At 51.5% G+C, this 20,725-nt stretch carries 16 protein-coding genes; 6 read left to right on the top strand and 10 right to left on the bottom strand.

Annotation, left to right across the window (positions count from 1 at the left end; all coding sequences use genetic code 11):
* Positions 1-72: 72 nt before the first annotated feature.
* Positions 73-942, top strand: a complete 870-nt coding sequence (locus NST69_RS07735) for an AraC family transcriptional regulator (protein ID WP_209872878.1) — start codon at positions 73-75, stop codon at positions 940-942.
* Positions 943-967: 25 nt separating this feature from the next.
* On the opposite strand, the gene NST69_RS07730 is transcribed toward NST69_RS07735, so the two are convergent.
* The 5 genes from NST69_RS07730 to NST69_RS07710 all read right to left on the bottom strand — a co-directional run bounded on the left by NST69_RS07730 (position 968) and on the right by NST69_RS07710 (position 6,349).
* The gene (locus tag NST69_RS07730; protein ID WP_339255009.1) at positions 968-2,419 is read right to left on the bottom strand and encodes a glycoside hydrolase family 28 protein; all 1,452 of its coding nucleotides are present in this window, start codon (positions 2,417-2,419) and stop codon (positions 968-970) included.
* A 30-nt stretch (positions 2,420-2,449) separates the two neighbouring features.
* On the bottom strand, positions 2,450-4,015 hold the full coding sequence (locus NST69_RS07725) for a glycoside hydrolase family 43 protein (RefSeq protein WP_339255008.1): 1,566 nt from the start codon (positions 4,013-4,015) through the stop codon (positions 2,450-2,452).
* A 264-nt stretch (positions 4,016-4,279) separates the two neighbouring features.
* Positions 4,280-4,648 carry a hypothetical protein gene (locus NST69_RS07720; protein WP_339255007.1) on the bottom strand — a complete coding sequence of 123 codons (369 nt, stop codon included), beginning with the start codon at positions 4,646-4,648 and terminating at the stop codon, positions 4,280-4,282.
* A gap of 57 nt (positions 4,649-4,705) precedes the next feature.
* Entirely contained in the window at positions 4,706-5,446 is a 741-nt protein-coding gene (locus NST69_RS07715; RefSeq protein ID WP_339255006.1) for a GNAT family N-acetyltransferase, read from the bottom strand.
* A gap of 105 nt (positions 5,447-5,551) precedes the next feature.
* Positions 5,552-6,349 carry an AraC family transcriptional regulator gene (locus NST69_RS07710; RefSeq protein WP_339255005.1) on the bottom strand — a complete coding sequence of 266 codons (798 nt, stop codon included), beginning with the start codon at positions 6,347-6,349 and terminating at the stop codon, positions 5,552-5,554.
* Positions 6,350-6,487: 138 nt separating this feature from the next.
* Here NST69_RS07710 and NST69_RS07705 point away from each other — a divergent pair, with 138 nt between their 5' ends.
* Positions 6,488-8,740: an FAD-dependent oxidoreductase gene (locus NST69_RS07705; RefSeq protein ID WP_342548921.1), complete on the top strand. Its 2,253-nt coding sequence runs from the start codon at positions 6,488-6,490 to the stop codon at positions 8,738-8,740.
* 294 nt (positions 8,741-9,034) lie between these two features.
* Here the strand turns inward: NST69_RS07705 and NST69_RS07700 are convergent, their stop codons facing one another.
* The 3 genes from NST69_RS07700 to NST69_RS07690 form a co-directional block, all read right to left on the bottom strand.
* Positions 9,035-9,664: a hypothetical protein gene (locus NST69_RS07700; RefSeq protein ID WP_342548920.1), complete on the bottom strand. Its 630-nt coding sequence runs from the start codon at positions 9,662-9,664 to the stop codon at positions 9,035-9,037.
* A 110-nt stretch (positions 9,665-9,774) separates the two neighbouring features.
* Entirely contained in the window at positions 9,775-10,890 is a 1,116-nt protein-coding gene (locus NST69_RS07695) for a glycoside hydrolase family 88 protein (protein ID WP_342548919.1), read from the bottom strand.
* Between the two features lie 34 nt (positions 10,891-10,924).
* Positions 10,925-12,721, bottom strand: coding sequence for a sugar-binding domain-containing protein (locus tag NST69_RS07690; RefSeq protein ID WP_342548918.1), 1,797 nt, complete (start codon positions 12,719-12,721; stop codon positions 10,925-10,927).
* Positions 12,722-12,991: 270 nt separating this feature from the next.
* On the opposite strand from NST69_RS07690, the gene NST69_RS07685 reads away from it, so the two are divergent.
* The 4 genes from NST69_RS07685 to NST69_RS07670 all read left to right on the top strand — a co-directional run bounded on the left by NST69_RS07685 (position 12,992) and on the right by NST69_RS07670 (position 19,050).
* Positions 12,992-13,909, top strand: coding sequence for a helix-turn-helix domain-containing protein (locus tag NST69_RS07685; RefSeq protein WP_342548917.1), 918 nt, complete (start codon positions 12,992-12,994; stop codon positions 13,907-13,909).
* A 94-nt stretch (positions 13,910-14,003) separates the two neighbouring features.
* On the top strand, positions 14,004-15,401 hold the full coding sequence (locus tag NST69_RS07680) for a SpoVR family protein (RefSeq protein ID WP_342548916.1): 1,398 nt from the start codon (positions 14,004-14,006) through the stop codon (positions 15,399-15,401).
* Positions 15,402-15,638: 237 nt separating this feature from the next.
* Entirely contained in the window at positions 15,639-16,382 is a 744-nt protein-coding gene (locus tag NST69_RS07675) for an MBL fold metallo-hydrolase (RefSeq protein ID WP_342550107.1), read from the top strand.
* Between the two features lie 250 nt (positions 16,383-16,632).
* Positions 16,633-19,050, top strand: coding sequence for a transglutaminase domain-containing protein (locus tag NST69_RS07670; protein ID WP_342548915.1), 2,418 nt, complete (start codon positions 16,633-16,635; stop codon positions 19,048-19,050).
* A 74-nt stretch (positions 19,051-19,124) separates the two neighbouring features.
* On the opposite strand, the gene NST69_RS07665 is transcribed toward NST69_RS07670, so the two are convergent.
* Both NST69_RS07665 and NST69_RS07660 read right to left on the bottom strand, forming a co-directional pair.
* Positions 19,125-19,730: a DJ-1/PfpI family protein gene (locus NST69_RS07665; protein ID WP_342548914.1), complete on the bottom strand. Its 606-nt coding sequence runs from the start codon at positions 19,728-19,730 to the stop codon at positions 19,125-19,127.
* 38 nt (positions 19,731-19,768) lie between these two features.
* The gene (locus tag NST69_RS07660) at positions 19,769-20,701 is read right to left on the bottom strand and encodes a VanZ family protein (RefSeq protein ID WP_342548913.1); all 933 of its coding nucleotides are present in this window, start codon (positions 20,699-20,701) and stop codon (positions 19,769-19,771) included.
* Positions 20,702-20,725: the final 24 nt, after the last annotated feature.

Raw genomic sequence — 20,725 nt, 5'->3', positions numbered from 1 at the left:
AACGGCTCCTTTCACAGCAACCTGAATGTATTCTATAATAACCGTAACAGCTTCCAGGAGAAGAGGAGATGTATGAACAGCGTATCTGGCCCTAATCCCAAATATTATCTTGAAGACGGACGCTTCAGCATCCAGCATATGAAACGCAAAGGCATCACTGCCATGCCGCGCCCCCACAGCCATCAATGGACTGAGCTGTATTATCTGACGGACGGGGAGCGTGTATATTTCGTGGACGACCGGGTGGTTACGGTTCACAAAGGCGAGCTGATTCTGATTCCCGGCCGCGAGCTCCATTCCACGGCCAGCTCTGAGAAGGCCGAGTTCGAGCGGATCCTGATCAACTATGACCCGCTGCTGCTGCCCCCGGTGCTGAGGGACGAGCAGCAGTGGTTCCAGAGCCGCCGCTACCGCTTGTTCAGGCTGACTCTGCGCGAGCAGAATGAAGCGGAGTCCCTGCTGAACCGCATGCTGGAGGAATCCCGCCTCCGTCGGCCCTTGTACGAAGCCTGTGTCACCGCGCTATTGACCGAGCTGATGATTCTGCTCCAGCGTTCGGAGAGCACGGCCCAGTCCGGCGGGACCCTCCATCCGCTGCACCATCTGGTAACCGATGTCGCCACCTATATCCGTGCCCATTACCGGGAAGCGCTTACGCTGGAAGAGACCGCCAAGGACTTTTTCATCAGTCCGTCCTATTTGAGCCGGGTATTTCATCGCCTGACCGGCTTTCATTTCCGGGAATATATCGTCCATATCCGGGTCCGCGAGGCCCAGCGCCTGCTGGCCGGTACCCCCGCCAGAATCCAGGAGATTGCTGGGGCAGTCGGCTTCGAGCATCTGTCCCATTTCAATAAAACTTTCAAGAAATCAACCGGCCTGACCCCGCTCCAGTACCGCAAGGAAGCAGGGGCACTGCCTGCACCGGAGTCTGGAGGGTAGTATCCGTTCCGCCCCGTACCTCTGCTTAATGCTCTGTGATGGCCAGCTCTCCTGAACGGACAAGCTCAACATCACTGCACTTATGCATCTGTACCTGCGGCTCCTCCTGCGTCTGCAGCCTGATCCGGTCCAGCTTCAGACCTGCGGCATGGCGTAGGATGATGCCCCGCCTGCTTATGGCGCTGAAATTCTCCACCGTAAGCGCAGCAAGCGGCATTTCCGGCAGCCCGTTCACCAGCAGGGCGGTTGCCGCCCCGTGGCAGGCCATATTCCGTAGCGTGATGTTACGGAACTGCGGAGTCTCCTCCGTGACCGGAACCTCCTGCTCATCATAGCCCTCAGACCCCTCAACCCCGGCATAGAACAGGTGGAAGGAGACCGCTTCATGGACGATGCCTGACATCTGTATATTTTCTACCCGGATATCCTCTACTACGCCGCCTCTTCCCCGGGTACTCTTGAAGCGCAGCCCGATGTCCGTACCCATGAACACGCAGTCGTTCACCCGGACCGCATGTACACCGCCCGACATTTCACTGCCGATCACTACCCCGCCATGTCCGTGATAGACCGTACAATGGCGGATCGTAATGTACCGGCAAGCTCTTCCTGCCCGGCGGCCCTCCTCATCCTTGCCCGATTTCAGGCAGATGGCATCGTCGCCTACATCGAACCCGCAGTGCTCGACCAGCGCATGTGTACAGGACTCCAGATCCAGCCCGTCTCCGTTCTGGGAGTACCACGGATTGCGCACTTGAATATGTCTGATCGTAACCTGCTCACAGCCCATGGGGTGCAGACACCAGGCAGGAGAATTCTGAAAGGTCGGCCCCTCCAGCAGCACTCTACGGCAATTCCGCAGGCTCAGCAGCGCTGGACGCAGATACGCACGGGCAGGGAGGTAGGCTTCCCTTGCTGTCTCGCCTTTTTTCTTCAGGCTCAGATAACAGGCTTCTCCCGCAAGCGCTTCCTTGGAAGGCCACCAGATCTCACCCTGTTCATCCAAGGCCCCCCCGGAGGCAAGCAGGCTATTCCACTCCAGTTCCGTCCGCTTGAAGCGCTTCACCGGACGCCAGGCCTCACCGCTGCCATCGAAGATGCCTTCACCGGTAATGGCTACATCGCTCAGATCCTCTCCGTCCAGCGGAGCCTGGCACCGCCAGCCGGCAGTCCCTTCGTAATGGGAGAACAGCAGGGGATACCGCGAATAGTCGGGTTCAAAGCATACCAGTGCCCCCCGCTCGGCACACAGATTGATCCGGCTGTGCAGCGTCAGCGGCCCGGTACGCCAGATTCCAGGCGGGATGATCACCGTTCCTCCTCCCGCAGCTGCGCAGGCATCCAGGGTATCCTGTATAGCAGATGTACAGAGCAGCCCTTCAGCTTCTGCCCCGTAGTCTGTAATACGGAAGGTCCGCTGCGGAATCTGCGGCAGCTCGGGGATTGGATAAACTTCGTAATCATGTATATTAGTCATCGTATTCCTCCATCTCTGTCTAATCAAGATCTATTCAAGCTCTTCATAGCTGAACCAGCCGTAATCCGCAACATTGCTGCTCTGCGCTCCGCCCGCACTGGCGTACATTCCGATATAGGCCCCTGTAAAACCTCCGGCCCAATCCGTGCTCAGCACCCGGCCGTCAGCCTGTTCATGCAGTGCGGTCCAGGTGTCTGATCCTGAAGCTCTATAATAAAAGCTGTAATCCTGCCCCCTGGCTTCTACCTTAAGCTGTACGGTATCCAGCGGATAAGGCGCAGAGGCCAGCAATTGCTCAGCTCCTCTGCTGCGCACAGTCAGCTTCAGCAGCTGCCTGCCATCCTCTGCCACCCGTTCATAGCGGAAGTGGTTGTCCGCATTCTGGATCAGGGCCAGTCCGGCGCTCTCTCCTGCGGCCTCCGGCTGGAAGCGCATCTCCGCTGCGGCTCTGAAGCTGAGATGCTGCTGCCGTCTTCCGATATAAGCCGGATTGCCGGTCTCTGCCAGCACCTCCGGCTTCAGCCGCAGCCGCAGATGTCCCGGATGCTCGCTGAGGCTCCAGAATTCACCGCGCGGCGTGCGCAGGAAGTTCCAGGCGGGGCTAAGCTCCCCGTCAGCAAAATCATCACGCACCGGCAACAGCGGCCACTGCGTCATCGGCAGATTCGGCGCTGGCCCCTCAAGCTCCAGTACGCCCTTACCGGGATTCACTACCGGCCATTCGTCCTCCCATTTGACCGGTGCCAGGAAGGTCTCCCGGCCCAGGTTGCGGTAATATCCCCCGCAGGTCCGGGAGGCCAGGCAGAGCATCCACCACTGCCCATGCTGCGTCTCGACAAGTTCCCCGTGACCCGTATTCACTATGGGGTACTCCCTGCCGAGATGGCGGTGGGTCAGGATCGGGTTGGCCCGGTGCCCCTCATAAGGCCCCGTCACGTTCCGGCTTCTGGCAACCGTTACCGCATGGGTATGGCCGGTGCCGCCCTCAGCGATCAGCAGATAATACCATCCTCCTATGGAATACAGATGCGGCCCTTCCTGGGCATGCGCTGTCTTCAGCGCACCTTGCCAGAGACTGTGCTTCGGGCCGGTAAGCCTGCCTTGCGCCAGATCAATCTCCTGCAGCCAGATGTCCATATGCTTCGGATAATCCTGGCCCCCGGGAGGCACCCGGTTACCAGTGTAGTAGACCTTGCCGTCCTTATCGAAGAACAGGGAAGGATCAATGCCGGGCGCATCCTCCAGCCAGACCGGATCTGACCAGTCTCCCGCCGGATCAGCTGTGGTTACATAGAAATTATGCGGCTGCTTGTGATTATCAACAAATGTCGTGATCATATAAAAGAGACCTTGATGGTACCGGAGAGTCGGTGCCCAAATCCCTCTCGACGGGAGAATTCCGTCCAGATTGAGCTGGGACGGACGGTCCAGCACATGGCCCAGTTGACGCCAGTGGACAAGGTCCCTGCTGTGAAAGACCGGAACCCCGGGGTAGAATTCAAAGCTTGAAGTAACCAGATAATAGTCCTCTCCTACACGGATAGCCGAAGGATCAGGGTAGAAGCCCGGCAGCACCGGATTACGGAATGTTCTCAAATTCGGAAGTCCTCCTTCACACGGGCGTTATGTACAAATACTCAATCAACGATAGGTAAGCATAACCCATTATAGTTCGGATAAGTTTAATTTTCTTGCGCTTTCTATGTTCTTTTTCTTGTTTTTTATACTTTCTTGTCCTGCAAACAGAAACAGCGACAGCAGAGGACGGATAACGTCTCTGGCTGTCGCTGTATTATGGAAGCAGAATTCACTTTGGCAACGGCTTACTGGAATGAATAAATCAGACTGAATCAGATTGCATTAATCAAGTGTTTTAGCATACTCTCTCAGCTGTTCAGGCTCACTTGTGTGATACACCATTTGTTCATGATCAAAAATCACAATTACGGGCCGTTTCGCTTCCAGGCCCAGTAGCTCCAGCCACTTCAGCTTCTTCTCCTCTGTATGCACAGTCACATGCGGGATATGCTCCACAAGCGCAGGCTCGGAATTAAGCGCCTCATTTACTTCATCATCCCAATCCCGTGAATTGGAGAACATATGCAAGTGGAGTACATTCTCTTCCTTGGACACTAGCTGATCAATGACATCTGCTTTCGTAGGGCCGCAGCCAGCAATCAATAAGAATACTGCAACCAGCAAGAACAGTCTATGCCAATGCTTAAGCATGCAATTCCCCCTCCCTATTCCATCTACATACCCATATATTACTACAATAATTCAGCCTTACTTCCTCACATAGAGCGAATAGGTCTCTGGAGCGGCAAAATGTAGTTTCTGCGCTAACCGGATAGAGGCAGTATTGTGAAGGTCACAGTCCCATCTTGGCGTGATCTGACGTTCTAAGCACTCCAGGATAAAAGCTTCGGCAACACATTGAGCCACGCCCTTTCCCCTAAACAAAGGATTCGTCACTATATCAATTTCAGCGTACTGTTCGGACGAGAATATAGAGACACATTCCCCAGCAAATACATCGTGTTCCGTAACAAAGAAACCGAAGCCCTTGTCCGCAAAACGCTCCACCGATCCCCAGTATTTCCGGATGTACGCTGCATCGAACTCTCTATTCACCTCAAGCGATTCCTTGTTTGTCCTGTTCAGCCGGAAGCCATCCGGTATACCCACTCTTTGCGATTGCATGAAACGGTGCTCATTGAATGTAAAAGAATACCTCGGCATCCGCTGCAGCTTCGCCCCTAAAAGCTCATTGATTCTGCGATCCCATCGTTCAGAGGATGAAAATAACGTAAATCTCTGATTAAGCATCTCTCTACGCTTGAATTCGTGCATAAGCATGGGTGCAAAATCATCATTTGTCTCATCCCCAACCACTGTATAAATGCCTGAAGAAGTACCGATCAGCGCCGAAGACTTATCGACGATGATGTCCCCGGCAATATAATGGTCTAATACCGAATACGCAAATGTGGGATAATCCTTACCTTGGTTGGCATCTATTATCATTACAGTCCAATCCTTTCTACAGAACAAATCATTTGGTTCACATAAAATTAGATAAATAACTAATTACATGATAGTATAATGTTCTGAAATATACAATCGTTTTAATTATACGCGGTGTAGCTTACGGTACCGGGATGGCGTTAATCCCAGCTTCGCCGTGAACACCCGGCTCAGGTAGAAGCCGTTCTCGTAACCGCACTGCTGGGCGATCAGTTCAATGGGCAACCTTGAGTCCTCCAAGAGCTGGCAGGCCCGTCTGAGCCGGAGTCCGGTCACAAAGTCCGAAGGGGCCATCCCATAGGCTGCACGGAAACGCCGCGTTAATTGTACCGGTGTAATATCAAGGGTAGCGGCCAGCTCCTGCAGGGTCATAGGTGTACAGGCATGCTCTAGCAGCCATTGCTTAGCCTGTTGCATCAGCGGGCCCGGGCTTGTCTCTCCAGAGCGCAGCTCCTCGGATGCACTGCTGCGCTCGATTTCAAGCAGCCTCCACAGATCCTCCAGCATATGCTTCATCCGGCTATAGCCAGGTTCCTCCTGAATCCCTCTTCCGATACTCCGCATATAGCGGTAGGTAGACATCAGGCGCTCCACATCCCTGACAGTCCATCTGCCTCCAAGCGTTGCGGCGTCCTCCGGTCCCCCCTCTTCCTCCCATTCGAATTGTATGAAATGAAAGGTCAACGGACTAAGCGTTCTCCGGTAAAAGGTTGTCCCCGGCGGACATACAATGATGTCCCCGGACCCTCCTTCCCCTTCGTGGTCTCCGAAGCGGTAAGCGAATTGTCCCTGCTCCACCGCAAATAAGGTCCACACAGGGTAGGTGTCGTGCTCCAGCAGGAACTGTTTTTTCTGCTCCCAATAGATGTGGGCTGCCGGACGAACCGACCAATTCATGCGCATGTTCTGACTCCCCTCAGATGCATTATTCAATGAAATAAAGTGTATAAATCAAGAAATTATATGCATGTCATTTGATTATTGATTATTCTATCATGAAACTACGGATATATTAACACACACCAAAGGAGAGGTTCAACAATGCGTAGTGAAACGGTCAACACGGATGTAACTGTGGTAGGCGGCGGACTGGCAGGGGTATGCGCGGCGATTGCGGCAGCCCGTCTGGGCCAGCGTGTGGCGCTGATTAATAACCGTCCGGTGCTCGGCGGTAACTCCAGCAGTGAGGTGCGGGTATGGGTATGCGGTGCAACCTCGCACGGTATCCACCGGTATGCCCGTGAAACGGGGATTATGGGCGAGCTGTTCGTGGAGAACCAGTACCGCAACAAAGACGGCAATCCGTATCTCTGGGATATGGTTGTGCTTGAAGCGGTTAAGGCCGAGCCGAAAATCCAGCTGTTTCTGAACACGGATGTTCATGAGGTCGATGTTTCCGAGGATGGCAGCGGCCAGCGGAGCATCCGGTCCGTGACCGGGTGGATGATGGGGTCGGAGCGGAGAATCACTTTTGAAAGCGCGGTCTTTCTGGACTGTACGGGAGATGGCCTGGTAGGCTTCCTGGCAGGGGCAGAGTACCGGCTGGGCCGTGAAGCACGCGAAGAATATAATGAGGAATGGGCGCCGCTGGTCGCAGATGATATTACGCTCGGCAGCACACTGCTCTTCTATACCAAGGACGCAGGTCATCCGGTCAAATATATCGCTCCAGCCATGGCAAAGGATATTACACAAACCTCTATTGCCGAGCGCCGCATCATCCGCAGCGGCGACAACGGCTGCGCCTACTGGTGGATCGAATTCGGCGGCGAGCAGGACACTGTTCATGACAATGAGGCCATCCGCGACGAGCTGTGGTCTGTGATCTACGGGATCTGGGACTATATTAAGAACTCCGGCAAATTCGACGCTGACAACATGACGCTGGAATGGGTCGGCTCGACTCCGGGCAAGCGGGAGTACCGCCGGTTCATTGGCGATTATGTCCTGAATCAGAACGATATCCTGGCCCAGCGCGAATTCCCGGACCGCGTTGCGTTCGGCGGCTGGTCCATTGACCTGCATCCGCCGCAGGGAGTGTACGCTACAGAGTCAGGCTCGAAGCATATGTATTCGGACGGCAGCTATCACATCCCGTTCCGTTCGCTGTATTCGGTGAACGTGAACAATCTGCTGATGGCCGGCCGCGACATCAGCGCCTCGCATGTCGCGTTCGGCACGACCCGCGTCATGGCTACCTGCGCGGTCATCGGCGAGGCCGCCGGTATCGGCGCGGCACTCTGCGCCGCCAAGGGAATATCGCCGCGCGAACTGCATGCGGCCCACCTGAACGAGCTGCAGCAGACGATGCTGCGCCAGGATGCTTCCGTCCTCGGGCTACTCAACGAGGATGATGCCGATCTGGCGCTGAAGGCTGCGCTCAGCGCTTCCAGCGAGCGGAGCCGGTTCGGTGTGGAGCATTCCGCATTCAGCGTCCCGCTCACAGCGAACATCGGCATCACCGTTGCGGCCGATCCGGGGCTGAACGGAATTGAGCTGCTGATCGATGCGGCCGAAGCCGCAGAGCTGACGGTCGAGCTATGGGAGACCGGACGGCCCGAGAATTATATTCCCCATACGCTGATTCAGTCCGCGTCAGCTCCCGTTCAGACCGGAGCCGCCCAGTGGGTGAAGCTCCCGGTTCAGTGGAAGCCGGAGTCACCGCGCAATGCATTCTTGATCGTCAAGGCCAACGCTGTACTGTCGCTGCATATGGCAGATGAGCCCGCTTCAGGAATACTCGCCTACGGGCATAGTGACACCCCCGCAGCCTCGCGGGACTTTGGCGAGAATCCGCCTGCACAACCCGTAGTGCAATGGGACAAAAAGAAATTCGACCACAAAGCCCCGTGCCTCCGTCTGTCCGGGATAACGAGTGCCTTCGCTGCGGATAAAGTTATCGACGGCTACCTCCGCCCGTACGGCGGTCCGCATATGTGGTCCTCTGACCGGATGGCCTCCGATCAGCCGGAATGGCTGGAGCTGGCCTGGAACGAGCCGGTAACTCTGCGCGAGGTTCACGTTACCTTCAACGACGATGTCAACGAGGATCTGATCAACCTGCATCATCATATTACGCCTTACGAAATCCTGCCAACACTCGTTAAAGAGTATCGTATTGAAGCTTACATGGATGGTAAATGGACCACAGTTGCCGGGGAACGTGACAACCACAAGCGCAAGCGGGTACACACGCTTAACGAAGCTGTGAGAGCCGACCGCCTTCGCGTGGTAGTGCTTGAGACCAACGGCAGTGAGTATGCGGAGATTATTGAGGTGCGGGTATATGGTTAAGGGAGCGGACTAAATTTAACACATTGAAATTTGAAGCGGAAGGCTATAGCATTTAAAATGTAGACTTCGGTAATACAGCTAAAACAAGTATGGATGGCAGACATGGTCAGTTAAGAATATCCCGATCAATGCCGGAACAGCGGTAGGAACCCATACGGTATATGTTACTTTTGTGAAGTCAGATTCCACCACAGTTGCAAATTTAATTTTGTTGCAGTTCAAATGGGATGGAAGCTGTTTGATGTATGTTGAGCGGGGCCTGACTGCGGTCAGGCCCTTTTGACGCTGAAGGAGCTATTGATCCGTCCACTGCTCAAAGAGGTTGTACAATTCATCAAGGCGTTCCTCGTTTTCGGCCGCGAACATTAGCAGATGGCCACCGTTGTTGTTCATAATCATAATCAATTCACCCGGCCGGCCAAAAAAACGTACGCCCGTGTACAAATCTGAATCGGCTTGGCGGGATGGAAAGTTCTGCTCAATTCGCTCCGCAACAGCCTCATCGATATCCCAATATTCTTCGCTGCTATACTCCATCGCCAGCACTGCCTGCAAATGGGCCATGGCCAGCAAAAATTCCTTAACAGACGAACGCAGGCGCTCCCATTCGGCTCCGCTGCGCACATAGACGGGAGGATTATCAAGCTTCATATCCGCTGCACGGATTCCCCACACGCAGGCTTCTTGATTTTCGGTATAAAAGATGCAGTAATCTTCTTCCATATAACGCGGAAAATTGTGAGGCTGAACCAGAAAATCCTGAGTCGCGTTCAATGCAGAGTGGGCCCCAAGCTCCGTATAATACGCCCGCAACACCTGCGGAATATGCCCGTAGCGTTCCATCCACGGCGTTAACGATTCATGATCAAATCCGCACGGTTCCGTAATATGGAACAGGTCTCGAATCACTGTAAAGTCTGTCATTACTTATCCCTCCCCGTTCGTCGATATCCAAGTGTTAATTAACGTAATCTTAACATAGTTTATTGTGAAAAAAGCCTAATCCTTTGCTCAAGGATTAGGCTTTTTGCAGTTTATTTTAAAGCTTCATATAACGCAATAAGAGCCAAGGACTGTCCGTACGCCATAGGTCTGAGAGCAATGTTCTTGTAATGGTCCTTATCCATTCCCATACCGGTTCCCGCCGACACATTTAGCACGGTTCCGTCTCCGCTAATATTTTGACATACCGACTGAATGGCCTTATCTGCCGCAGCCTGATAGGAGGAATCCAGAATATCGGCCTTGATGCCTTTGATAATCCCTGCGGCAATTGCGGCCGACCCGGATACCTCTTCATAGCTGGATGGGTCCTGCAGGACGGTATGCCATAGACCGGATGCTGCCTGGAGAGATACCAGGGCATTGACCTGAGCAGTATACGTATCAATCAGAAACCGGCGGAACCCCGGACTAATCGAATCCTGGCAGGCTTCCAGGTAATCGACGATCCCATAGGTAAACCAGGAATTGCCGCGGCACCAGAAGATACTGCCGAAATTATCATTGCGTTCGAAGCTCCAGCCGTGGAAGAATAAGCCGGTATGTTTGTCGAACAAATACTTGATATGGAGCAGAATCTGGTGTTCAGCTTCGTGTACCCACTCCGGCCGGTTAAACTTGCGTCCCGCCTGGTTCAGGAACAGAACCGCCATGAAGAGCGTATCAATCCATAACTGTCCATTGTGCAGGTGAATTCCATCCCGGTTGCCGATGGCAGTGACCGTATGCTGAAAGCCGCCTTCTTTGGTTTTGGGCAGCTCATGAATGAGCCAATCCGCATGTTCCCGGCATAGCTTCTCCAGTTCACTGGAAGACTCAAGCTGATCCAGGAGCAGCACCAGAGGCAAATAAGGAGCGGTTGTATTAATGTTTTTGGAAGGCAGGCCCGCCTCCAGGTTACGGGAAACCCAATTCCGGAAAAATTCCATGTAACGCGTATCGCCATAATACTTTTGCAGCTTGTACAGACCATAAAGACCTACGCCCTGAGGCCAATCCCATTCTTCAATGCCGAAATCCCGTTGCACAATCCCTACTCTAGTATCGGCCTGAACCACAGTTTTATCCTTTTCATAGTCGCTGCCGCCCAGGTTCATAAGCCTGTCTACGACCAGCCCGATCTTCTCAAGCAATAGTTCATTTGTCATCGATTATCAGCTCCTTATTATTCCTTAAGTCCGCTTAAATGGTCCGCAGATGCCACTGATCATTAATTTCTTTAATTAACGCCAGATCGCATTTGGGTGTCCGGTCATAGGCTACCAGGCCGTTAATCTCCTGTTCCACATCCGTTAACTGTGTATAACAATATCCATAAATAATCTTGGACGCGTATACCGCCTTCATGATTCTTCCGTATTCCTGAACAAGATCCTCTGCAGATTGTGCACTGGTATATCCCCAGCCATCGTCAGCGCCAGCCTTATAGCTGATACCCCCGAATTCAGTTAACAGGATCGGCTCGCCCCGATGCTCATATCCGTCTGCATATACACTGCGGGCCGATGGCTTGGAAGCAAGCATGGTATCTTTGGTAGAAAGAATCCGCTTGAACTCTTCATACTTATCGGGCTCATCTGCTCTGCCATGCTGATAATTGTGTACCGCACAAATGTCCGTCAGCGTCATTTCCCATCCGTCATTCGATATGACTAACCGGGTATTATCCAATGAATGAATCAGACTATACATGGCTACGCTGTGATACTGCTGCTGCTTATCCGATTTCACCAGCGGAATGCCCCAGCTCTCGTTAAGCGGGACCCAGGCCACAATCGAGGGATGATTGAAGTCACGGTCAATAATCTCAATCCATTCTTTGGTTAACCGGGCTACAGCATCATTATTGTAAGAGGCGTTCGCCGCACATTCTCCCCATACAAGGAACCCTAGCCGGTCCGCCCAATATAAAAACCGCGGGTCCTCGACCTTCTGATGCTTACGGCAACCGTTGAACCCTAATTCTTTGGCTAATTCAATATCCTTCTTCAGATGGTCATCCGTTGGCGCTGTAAGCAGTCCTTCCTGCCAATACCCTTGGTCCAGTACAAGCTTTTGATAATAAGGTTTGTTATTCAGATAGACCATACCATTCTCTGTATGCACCTTCCGCATGCCGAAATACGATTGAATCGAGTCCACCTCAACCCCGTGATCGTACAGCTTCATTTCCACATCGAACAAATTAGGAGCTTCCGGGCTCCATGTCCAGCCGGCCCGATGAAAGTTTGTGCGGAATATTTTTAGACCAAACAGATCTACTATTCTGCGTGTTATAGGCTGTAACAAACGTACCCGGTCCTGAATAACAAGTGCTCCGCCAAAAGAAATACGAAGTTCCAAATCCAATTCTTCTGATCCATGTCCCTCCGATTTAACCTCTATCCCAACACTCCCTTGATCCAAATCCGGCGTAAACTTCACCTGCTGAATATGCACAGGGTTGACCGCCTCCAGCCACACGGTCTGCCAAATCCCGCTCGTGCGCGTATACCAGATGCTTTCGGGCTGCTCTAACCAGAACTGTTTGCCCCGGGGAATAGTCTCGTCTGTTGATGGGTCCTCTACATGAACCGTTACCTGTTCCTCTTGTCCGGTCAAGGCATGTGTAATATCAAACGAAAATGAAGTATGTCCGCCCTCATGCATCCCGATATATTGACCATTCACATACACCCAAGCCCGATAATCTACCGCTCCAAAATGTAATCTCACCCGCTTCTGATACCAGTCTGGATCGAGTGTAAAATTGCGCTTATACCAGACATAGTCATGAAACGTGGTATCGTGTATTCCGCTGGCAGGGGTCTGAAACGCAAAGGGAACTTGAATGGTCTGGCTTAAATTTTCACCTGGATCAAACCACCGCTGCGCGGCTCCCTCATTGCTGTCATCAAATTCAAATTGCCAGGTTCCATTTAAGTTAAGCCATGCGTCTCTGACGAACTGCGGACGCGGATATTCCATCCTGTGTGTCATCCAGCTTCAGCTCCCATCTTAGTAGTCACAACAATAAAAGTTAACTTTTTGTGGTTTTCACCGTTAATCTTCCTAGCAAGCAAGCAAATACTATCATGATGAAAGCGTTCTTTCAAGCTAATATCAGCGTTATATGTGATTTTCAACTTTGTGGTATACAAATAAAAATCCATACTTAAATAGATCGTTTATTGTAAACTAAAAAGTTAACGATATGTTATACTATTCAACAATCGGCGGAAGCCACAGATATGACAAGGAGGTATAATTATGTTCTTAGAACTCGATGAGAATGGTATTTCTGTTTTGAAGGCATTGGCATCTGACACTAGAGCTTCGATTCTTAGACTATTGTTACATACACCGCTTACTGTCAGTGAGCTGGCAGTAAAACTAAACTTAAGCAAAGCTATCGTGTCACGCCATATCCGGTTACTGGAGGACGCCAAGATTATCAAGCTCCAGGACAACATGGAGGCTGCCGACAGCCGAAAGAAGAATTTCATTGTTGCGGTAGATCATGTTGCCCTCAACTTACCGCAAAAGCTCCATCTTCCTTTTAAAGTCATTACGAATGAAATCAAGCTGGGATACTATTCTAATTTCTCAGTCACCCCTACCTGCGGATTAGCCAGCCAGGCTAAAATTATCGGCAAGTTAGATGATCAACGGACCTTCGTCTCCAATGACCGGATCGATGCATCCTTACTTTGGTTTGCCGAAGGCTTCGTTGAATATATGATTCCGAATGACTTCAACCACAATTTCACTGCAGAATTATTAGAGTTATCCTTAGAGCTCTCTTCAGAGTTTCCTGGCTCCAACAATAATTGGCCCAGTGATATCGCTTTTTATATCAACGATGTTTTTTTAGGCACCTGGACGGCTCCGGGGAATTTCTCAGATGTGCGCGGGAAATTAACACCAAACTGGTGGGATAACGAACTAAGCCAGTATGGCCTTTTGAAGCATTTAAGAGTCACCAAGAAAGATACGGGAATAGACGGTCAAAAAATATCATCGGTTACACTCGCCCAATTAAAAATCGAAGATTCCCCCTTCATCAAGCTGAGGATTGGTATTGACGGGAATTCCAAAAACAAAGGCGGACTTACCATCTTCGGGGAGCACTTTGGAAATTATTCGCAGAATATGCTGCTTAAACTATTTTACACAGAAGCAGAGTAATGGATATTTAGGCTGGGCCTGCCCATCATACTCCCTCCCCTCCCCCCATATACATAGGAAGAACGGTTTACAAGCTGGAAGGAGAGATGGATGCATGCCCGGTGATGATGAGATTAAAGCGCTGGAGCGGTCGATTGCCGAGATTACGGAGATTGCTTCCGGGTTCGGGCTCGATTTTTATCCGATGCGTTATGAGATATGTCCGGCGGATATTATTTATACCTTCGGTGCGTACGGGATGCCCACCCGGTTCGGGCACTGGAGCTTTGGCAAGACTTTTCATAAAATGAAGGCTCAATACGATTTCGGCCTGAGCAAAATTTATGAGCTGGTCATCAACTCTAATCCGTGCTACGCCTTTCTGCTTGACGGCAACTCCCTGGTGCAGAACAAGCTGATTGTTGCGCATGTGCTGGCGCATTGCGATTTTTTCAAGAACAATATGCGCTTCTCCATGTCCAACCGGGATATGGTCGAGAGCATGGCGGCCACCGCCGACCGCATCAATGATTATTCCGTCACTTATGGCACAGACACTGTAGAAAGCTTCATTGATTCCGTGCTGGCGATCCAGGAGCATATCGATCCCAGCTTGATCCAACCGCGCAAGCTGGGCAAGACCCATCTGCTTGAAGCTAAGATGAAGGAGCGCAAGGATTCCCCTCCCGGCGGGCCTGGACCGGCTAATGCTTACAGTGAGCTGTGGGACTTGGAAAAGAGTGATGACGTCCCGCCAGTACCGGAAACCGCTGGCAAACGCACCTTCCCCCCGGAGCCGGAAAAGGACATCGTCTGGTTCATCCAGCAGTATTCCACCGCCCTGGAGGACTGGCAGCGCGATATTATGACTATGCTGCATGACGAAATGCTCTATTTCTGGCCGCAGATGGAGACCAAGATCATGAATGAGGGCTGGGCTTCCTACTGGCATCAGCGGATTATGCGCGAGCTGGACCTGACTGCTGAAGAAACGGTCGAATACGCCAAGCTGAATTCATCGGTGGTGCAGCCCTCCCGCCAGAGCCTGAACCCATATTACCTAGGCCTGAAGATTTTCGAGGACATTGAGAAGCGCTGGGACCGGGACAAAATGTTCGAGGTGCGTGAGCTAGATTCCGACATCTCCTTCATCCGCAGTTATCTCTCGAAGGAGCTGGTGAATGACCTGGACCTCTATGTATTCGAGAAAAAGGGCCCGGAATGGAAAATTACCGATAAAGCGTGGGAGAATGTGCGCGACCAGCTGGTGCTGGCCCGGGTGAACGGCGGCTCCCCGTACCTCGTCATCCAGGATGCCGATTATGAGCGGAACGGCGAACTCTTGATTGCCCACCGTTATGAGAGTATCGAGCTGGATCTGAAATACCTGGAGCGCACGCTCCCGCATATCTACGCCCTGTGGGGCCGTACCGTGCATCTGCAGACTGTTGTGGAAGACAAAAATGCCCTGTTTACCTATGACGGCAAAAAGGTGCAGCGGCGGTTTATGTAAAGTAATGAATCAGTTCTCACAATAAGCCGCAGTGTAGTTGCTATGTGCAATTACGCTGCGGCTCGTTTTTGATAACATAAGAATTTATACCGTCCCATGACAACCAATCTGATACGAATGCTGCTTCTGCTCCAAACTTCAGTAAACTTAAAGATTGCCCCCCCCCGTATCTTTAGATGGTTCCCATTCGTTTATATAGTAAAGAGTACTAATTCATATAATAGGAGAGAAGAAATGATGAAAATTTCAAATGGAGTAGAAATGCTGGAATTGCAGGTTGAAGTATTCGGCAGTAGTCAAGAATTGAATCCTACCCTGCTTTGGGACGATGAAGCTGCTATTTTAATTGATACCGGCACACCCGGTCAATTCGAGCAAATACGTGCAGCCATGAACGAGTGTGGAGTCTCCATGGATAAGTTGAAGGCAATCATTTTAACTCATCAAGATATTGACCACATCGGCAGTCTTCCTGAAATCCTGCAGGAACTTGATGGAGATATTAAAGTATACGCTCATGAGCTGGATAAACCATATATTGAAGGCCAATTGCCCCTTATGAAAGTGAATCTCGATAGTATGGCTTGGCAATTAGAATCCCTTCCGGAAGACGAACGTTTGAAAATAGTAGCCTACTTGTTAGAGAACTCTCCTAAGGCCAAAGTTGACAGAACCTTAGCTGACAGACAAGAGCTTCCGTATTGCGGGGGAATTCAAGTTATCTTTACACCCGGGCATACGCCTGGACATATTAGTCTTTATTTGAAACAAAGCAAAACCCTTGTTGTTGGTGATGCAATGTTCAGTGTGGAAGGCATCTTGAGGGGACCCCACCCGCATTCCACACCGGATATGAACACAGCTTTCCGTTCCCTAGAAAAATATTTAGACTTCGACATTACATCGGTTATTTGTTATCACGGAGGATTATGTAAGGGTAACGTTAATGACCAGCTCCAAGAGCTTGTCAGGAAAGCGTAAACGGCTTAAACAAATACTAAAGAAATGTCGAAAAGTATGACAAGCGTGTTGCCCAGAAAATAATAAATCCGCCCTTCCCATCGCCCCCTCTCCCCCATATCCCCTGCTGCAAAAAATACTTAAATATAAATTATCCCAATTTTGTTTTAATAGTATCCGAATGGGTTAAATATCTCCTGTGATTTATAATGGGTAATTCTGGATGGTCTATAATTACCCTCATACAGAAACCAGACGGGAGAGGACGTAAGTGAAAGTGAAACAAATGGCAATACTGCTGCTCATCATGTGTGTGATTCTGACAGGCTGCATGGGGGGCAGCAAAGAAGGAAGTCCAGCGCCTTCATCCAGCCCCGCCGCCACGGCAGCTGCCGAGACGAAGAACACTTCGGGGAACCCTCCGCCGGAGGCTTCACAGACCGTGTACGATCTGAAGCAGAAGTATGATTCGGACGAAGCAGATCACAATCCGGGCATCATGCCTATGTATAATGTGGAGCAGGATATGGAATTCATCTTCAGATTCAATACCGATCTTGGCTCAGAAGCCATTGGCAAGACGTTATCCGTACATACCGATATCGAGGCGCTGCCGGAGAGCAAGGTCGCGACCCTTGAGGATTCACAGCTCGTAGACGGCAAAAGCGTGTACTCCATCAAGCCGCTCGGCTTCGGCGTCCTTCCCTCCGATTCTCTGCGTGCCACGGGAGACAGTTCCTGGGGGAACGCCCCGGTCTACTACATCCGGCTCAACTATGACCTGGATGCCAAGTCGCCTACTCTGCTGAAGCAGCCAGTGATCATCCCGTTTACGGTGAAATCGGATCTGCCCACGCCGACGCTGCAAGCCGACATCAGTCCTGACGGAAGACTGACTCTGGTGTGGAATGAAGTTCCGGGCGCGGAAAGCTACAATATTTACAGCGCCTCCCATATTACAATGGAGAACATCAATGAGCCGCTCAGCGGCGCCGAGCAGGGCTATGCGGATCAGCGTCCGCTGAAGATTGCAACGGTACAGGGCAATGAGTATAACGACTTCATGAAGGACGGCCGCGGTGCGCTCGGGATTGTGGATGAGACCATTACAAGCGTCCAGAACAACAATGTGCAAGGGGAATATTACGTTACTGCCGTTCAGGGAGACAAAGAATCCAGATTCAGCCGCTCGGTGGACACCGTGGCATTATCCAAACGGCTGCCGCGCACCGTGGCTCCTGAGGATAACATCAACCTGAAATTGTACAAGAATGCCAAAGAGCTGCCCAAGACCGTCCCGGTCCAGTTCATTGACGGCTCCAAAGCCTCAGTAACAGTGATGTACGATACCGGAGCTGTGACTCTTAAGGCTTCCGGTCCAACCGATGTCCCGTACACGATACAAGGTACTGCGCTCAAAGGCTATGTCCAGGTTACGCAGTTGACGGAAGCGGATATTACCAGTCTTGCAGCCGCCCAGAGCAACAAGGCGAATCCCGGGTATGTGGAGCCGCAGAATGACACGGATTATGTGCCTGCACCGGATGTACCGACCATCATCGACAACAGCGATAACGGGAACGCTAGTGAACCTGGAGATAATGTCATCGACCAGCAAAAAGAAAATACCAAGAGCAAGGTAGAGGAAGGCAACAAACAGGCGGTTCCGGGCACCACGATACGGGCAGATCTGATTCATGCAGACTCTGCGCTGGAGGAGTATCTCGCGTTGACCCTGATGAACGGCGACACTGAAATCTCGCTGCAAGCCTTCCCGGAGGCGCAGAATGCCCGTACCCTGGTGGATGTAATTGAGAAGGTAGTCTACCAGAACCCGCTCATTCTCGGCTTCCGCGGCTATGGCTACGATTATGAGAAGCTGACACTGAATGTGAAGTACGATGATTCTGCCGAGATCATCCGCTCCAAGCAGAAGGAGATCCTTGCCGAGGCAGATAAAGTAATCGCTGCTGTGATCAAGGAAGGCATGAGCGCGGATGAGAAACAGATGGCGATCTACGATTATCTGAATGATAACACCGCCTATGACGATGCTGCACTGGAGAATGCCATGGAGCAGGAGTTCAAGACAGTGGATGCGAAGTATAACGATTCTTTCAATACCTATGGCATTCTGGTTAAAAAAGTCGGCGTATGCATGAGCTATGCCCATACCTTCCAGCTGCTCTCTGATCTCGTCCAGGTCCCTTCGATGGTCGTCACAGGAACCATGAGCGGCGTGAATCACGCCTGGAACAAGGTGAAGATTGGCGACGAATGGGTCAACGTTGACCCGACCAATAACGCCACCAATACCGGACTTCCTTATCTGCTCTATAACTCCAATGACGCTACAGCCTCCGATGTAGAGTATGTGATGGACAAGGGCTACTGGCTGGATCATGAGCTGCCTCTCTTCAAGGCCACCAGCAATGCCTACGATTATTACGTGACCCAAGGGCTGGAGGTAGATTCCCTGGACGCCTACAAGACCAAGCTAGCCGAACAACTGAAGAAAGGCGAGACGCTGGTAGTCCTGCGCGTTCTGGGCAATACCGACAGCTCGGAGCTGATGCAGAAAACCGCCGAGGTCATCAAGCAACACGATGCCGCCAAGCTGGATAGTGCAGGCATGGTTGAGCTTGGAAGCTACGTTGCGGTTCAATTGGACGCTGCAGCCGGGCAATAATAAACGGACAAAAGGCAAGCCCCTGCTGCGGGGCTTGCCTTTTCTTACATTCTAAATTGCCGGCGACCCTCTGTCTATTCCACTTCATACGGATAGTAGATATCGCTCAGCTTACCTGCCTGGTAGTAAGGGTACTCCAGTTTTTTTTGCACCAGGCGTGCAGTGTCTGTATCCACTAAGCACTCAATCAGGTACAGACCAAGATCGATCGAGGACGTTACTCCGCCTCCGGTGAAGGTATCACCGTCCCGGACGGCCCGGGCCTTAATGACTTCCCCGCAGTAAGGGGCAAGCAGATCGTAGGCTGACGAGTTCGTGGTCGCTTTTTTCCCCTCTAAGAATCCTGCCGCCCCTAACAGCAGTGCACCGGTGCAGACCGACACTTTATAACGTGCGCCTTCTGCCGTTCGTATCCAGCTCATAAAGTCCTCGTCATAGCGGAGTGTCCGGGTCGGCATGCCGCCCGGGAGGAAGACCAGATCGAAGGTGCCCAGATCAGGCAGCACCTCATTGGCCTTCATGGTCAGCCCCCGGTCATCCGTCACCTCCGCTTTGTTGGCGCAAAATGTCCAGGATACGTTCTCCTTCGCCTTCAGGATCGCCACCCAGCTCACCGCTTCATAGAACCCCACAACATCCATGCTGGTCATGCCGTCGAACAGAACAAATGCCATTTTCATAACCGTCACCCATCCTCTCTGAATAGAAGATCAAGCACTCATTGCCAGAAATACTGCATCTTCTTATACCCCACATCCCATACTTTCAAGCCGCCTTTAATCGTGATCTTCAGCTCATCCCCGGGCTCAACCGGCATCTCATATACCACAGGGTACTGTTCAGGATTAGTACGTTGAAAATCTCCAGTATAATTCAGAATCTCCTGGCCATCCCGGGTAATACTGATCTCACCGGAATAATCCGTTGGTTCGGGGTTTCCGAAAGTGAAGGAGAAAATCGTCTGTCCCTCAGACTTGTACGTGAATGTTCTGGAATCTCCGCCTTCAGCGCCATACAGGTTAGAGCGGAGCGGTATCTTCTGTCCGTTGATTTGAATACTGTCCGGTTTGTCTGCGGATGAATTGCCCGAGGTGTCCGTCCATTCCGTGATCGCCGTAAACGGACCCTCTACTTTAGTTAATATTTTGTCTACCGCCGCGCCTAGTCCCCATAAAGCTATAAAAAGAACCAACCCTGATATAGCCGTTGCCACCAGATTGCGCCCGAGGCTGCGGTAACGGAAACCAAGCTTGTACGCTCCGAAGCCAAGGGCTGCCCCAACCGAATTCTGAAGAGCGTCGTTGATATCGAAGCTGCCCAGGAAGGTAAGAGCCTGGATCGTTTCAAGCACAAGAATCGCGATCAAGAATAAGGTGATGAACCGGACGAAGCCGACCCGGTACAGCCATGGAATCAATATGCCGAAAGGAACAAACGCAAGCGTGTTCCCGAAGCCCACCAAATCCATCAGGGTAGGAGGGAAAAGATCAGATGGATACGGCAGCAGAAGGAAGTTATCAGGCATGAAAATAAAGGTGTAGACGGTATGATCCGATGCCTCACCTCTGCCGAAAGCAAAGAACATAAAATAAAGAACAAACAGTGTGTACAATATAGTTACCGTTAGCAAATTCTTGCGTTGTTTGACCATGGTTAACTCCTTCACTCTATATTT

It is taken from the genome of Paenibacillus sp. FSL P2-0089 (assembly GCF_038595095.1).
GTDB lineage: Bacteria > Bacillota > Bacilli > Paenibacillales > Paenibacillaceae > Paenibacillus_AQ > Paenibacillus_AQ silagei.
The sequence above is the reverse complement of the archived record's forward strand: the minus strand, read 5'-3'. Positions and strand labels throughout refer to the sequence as shown.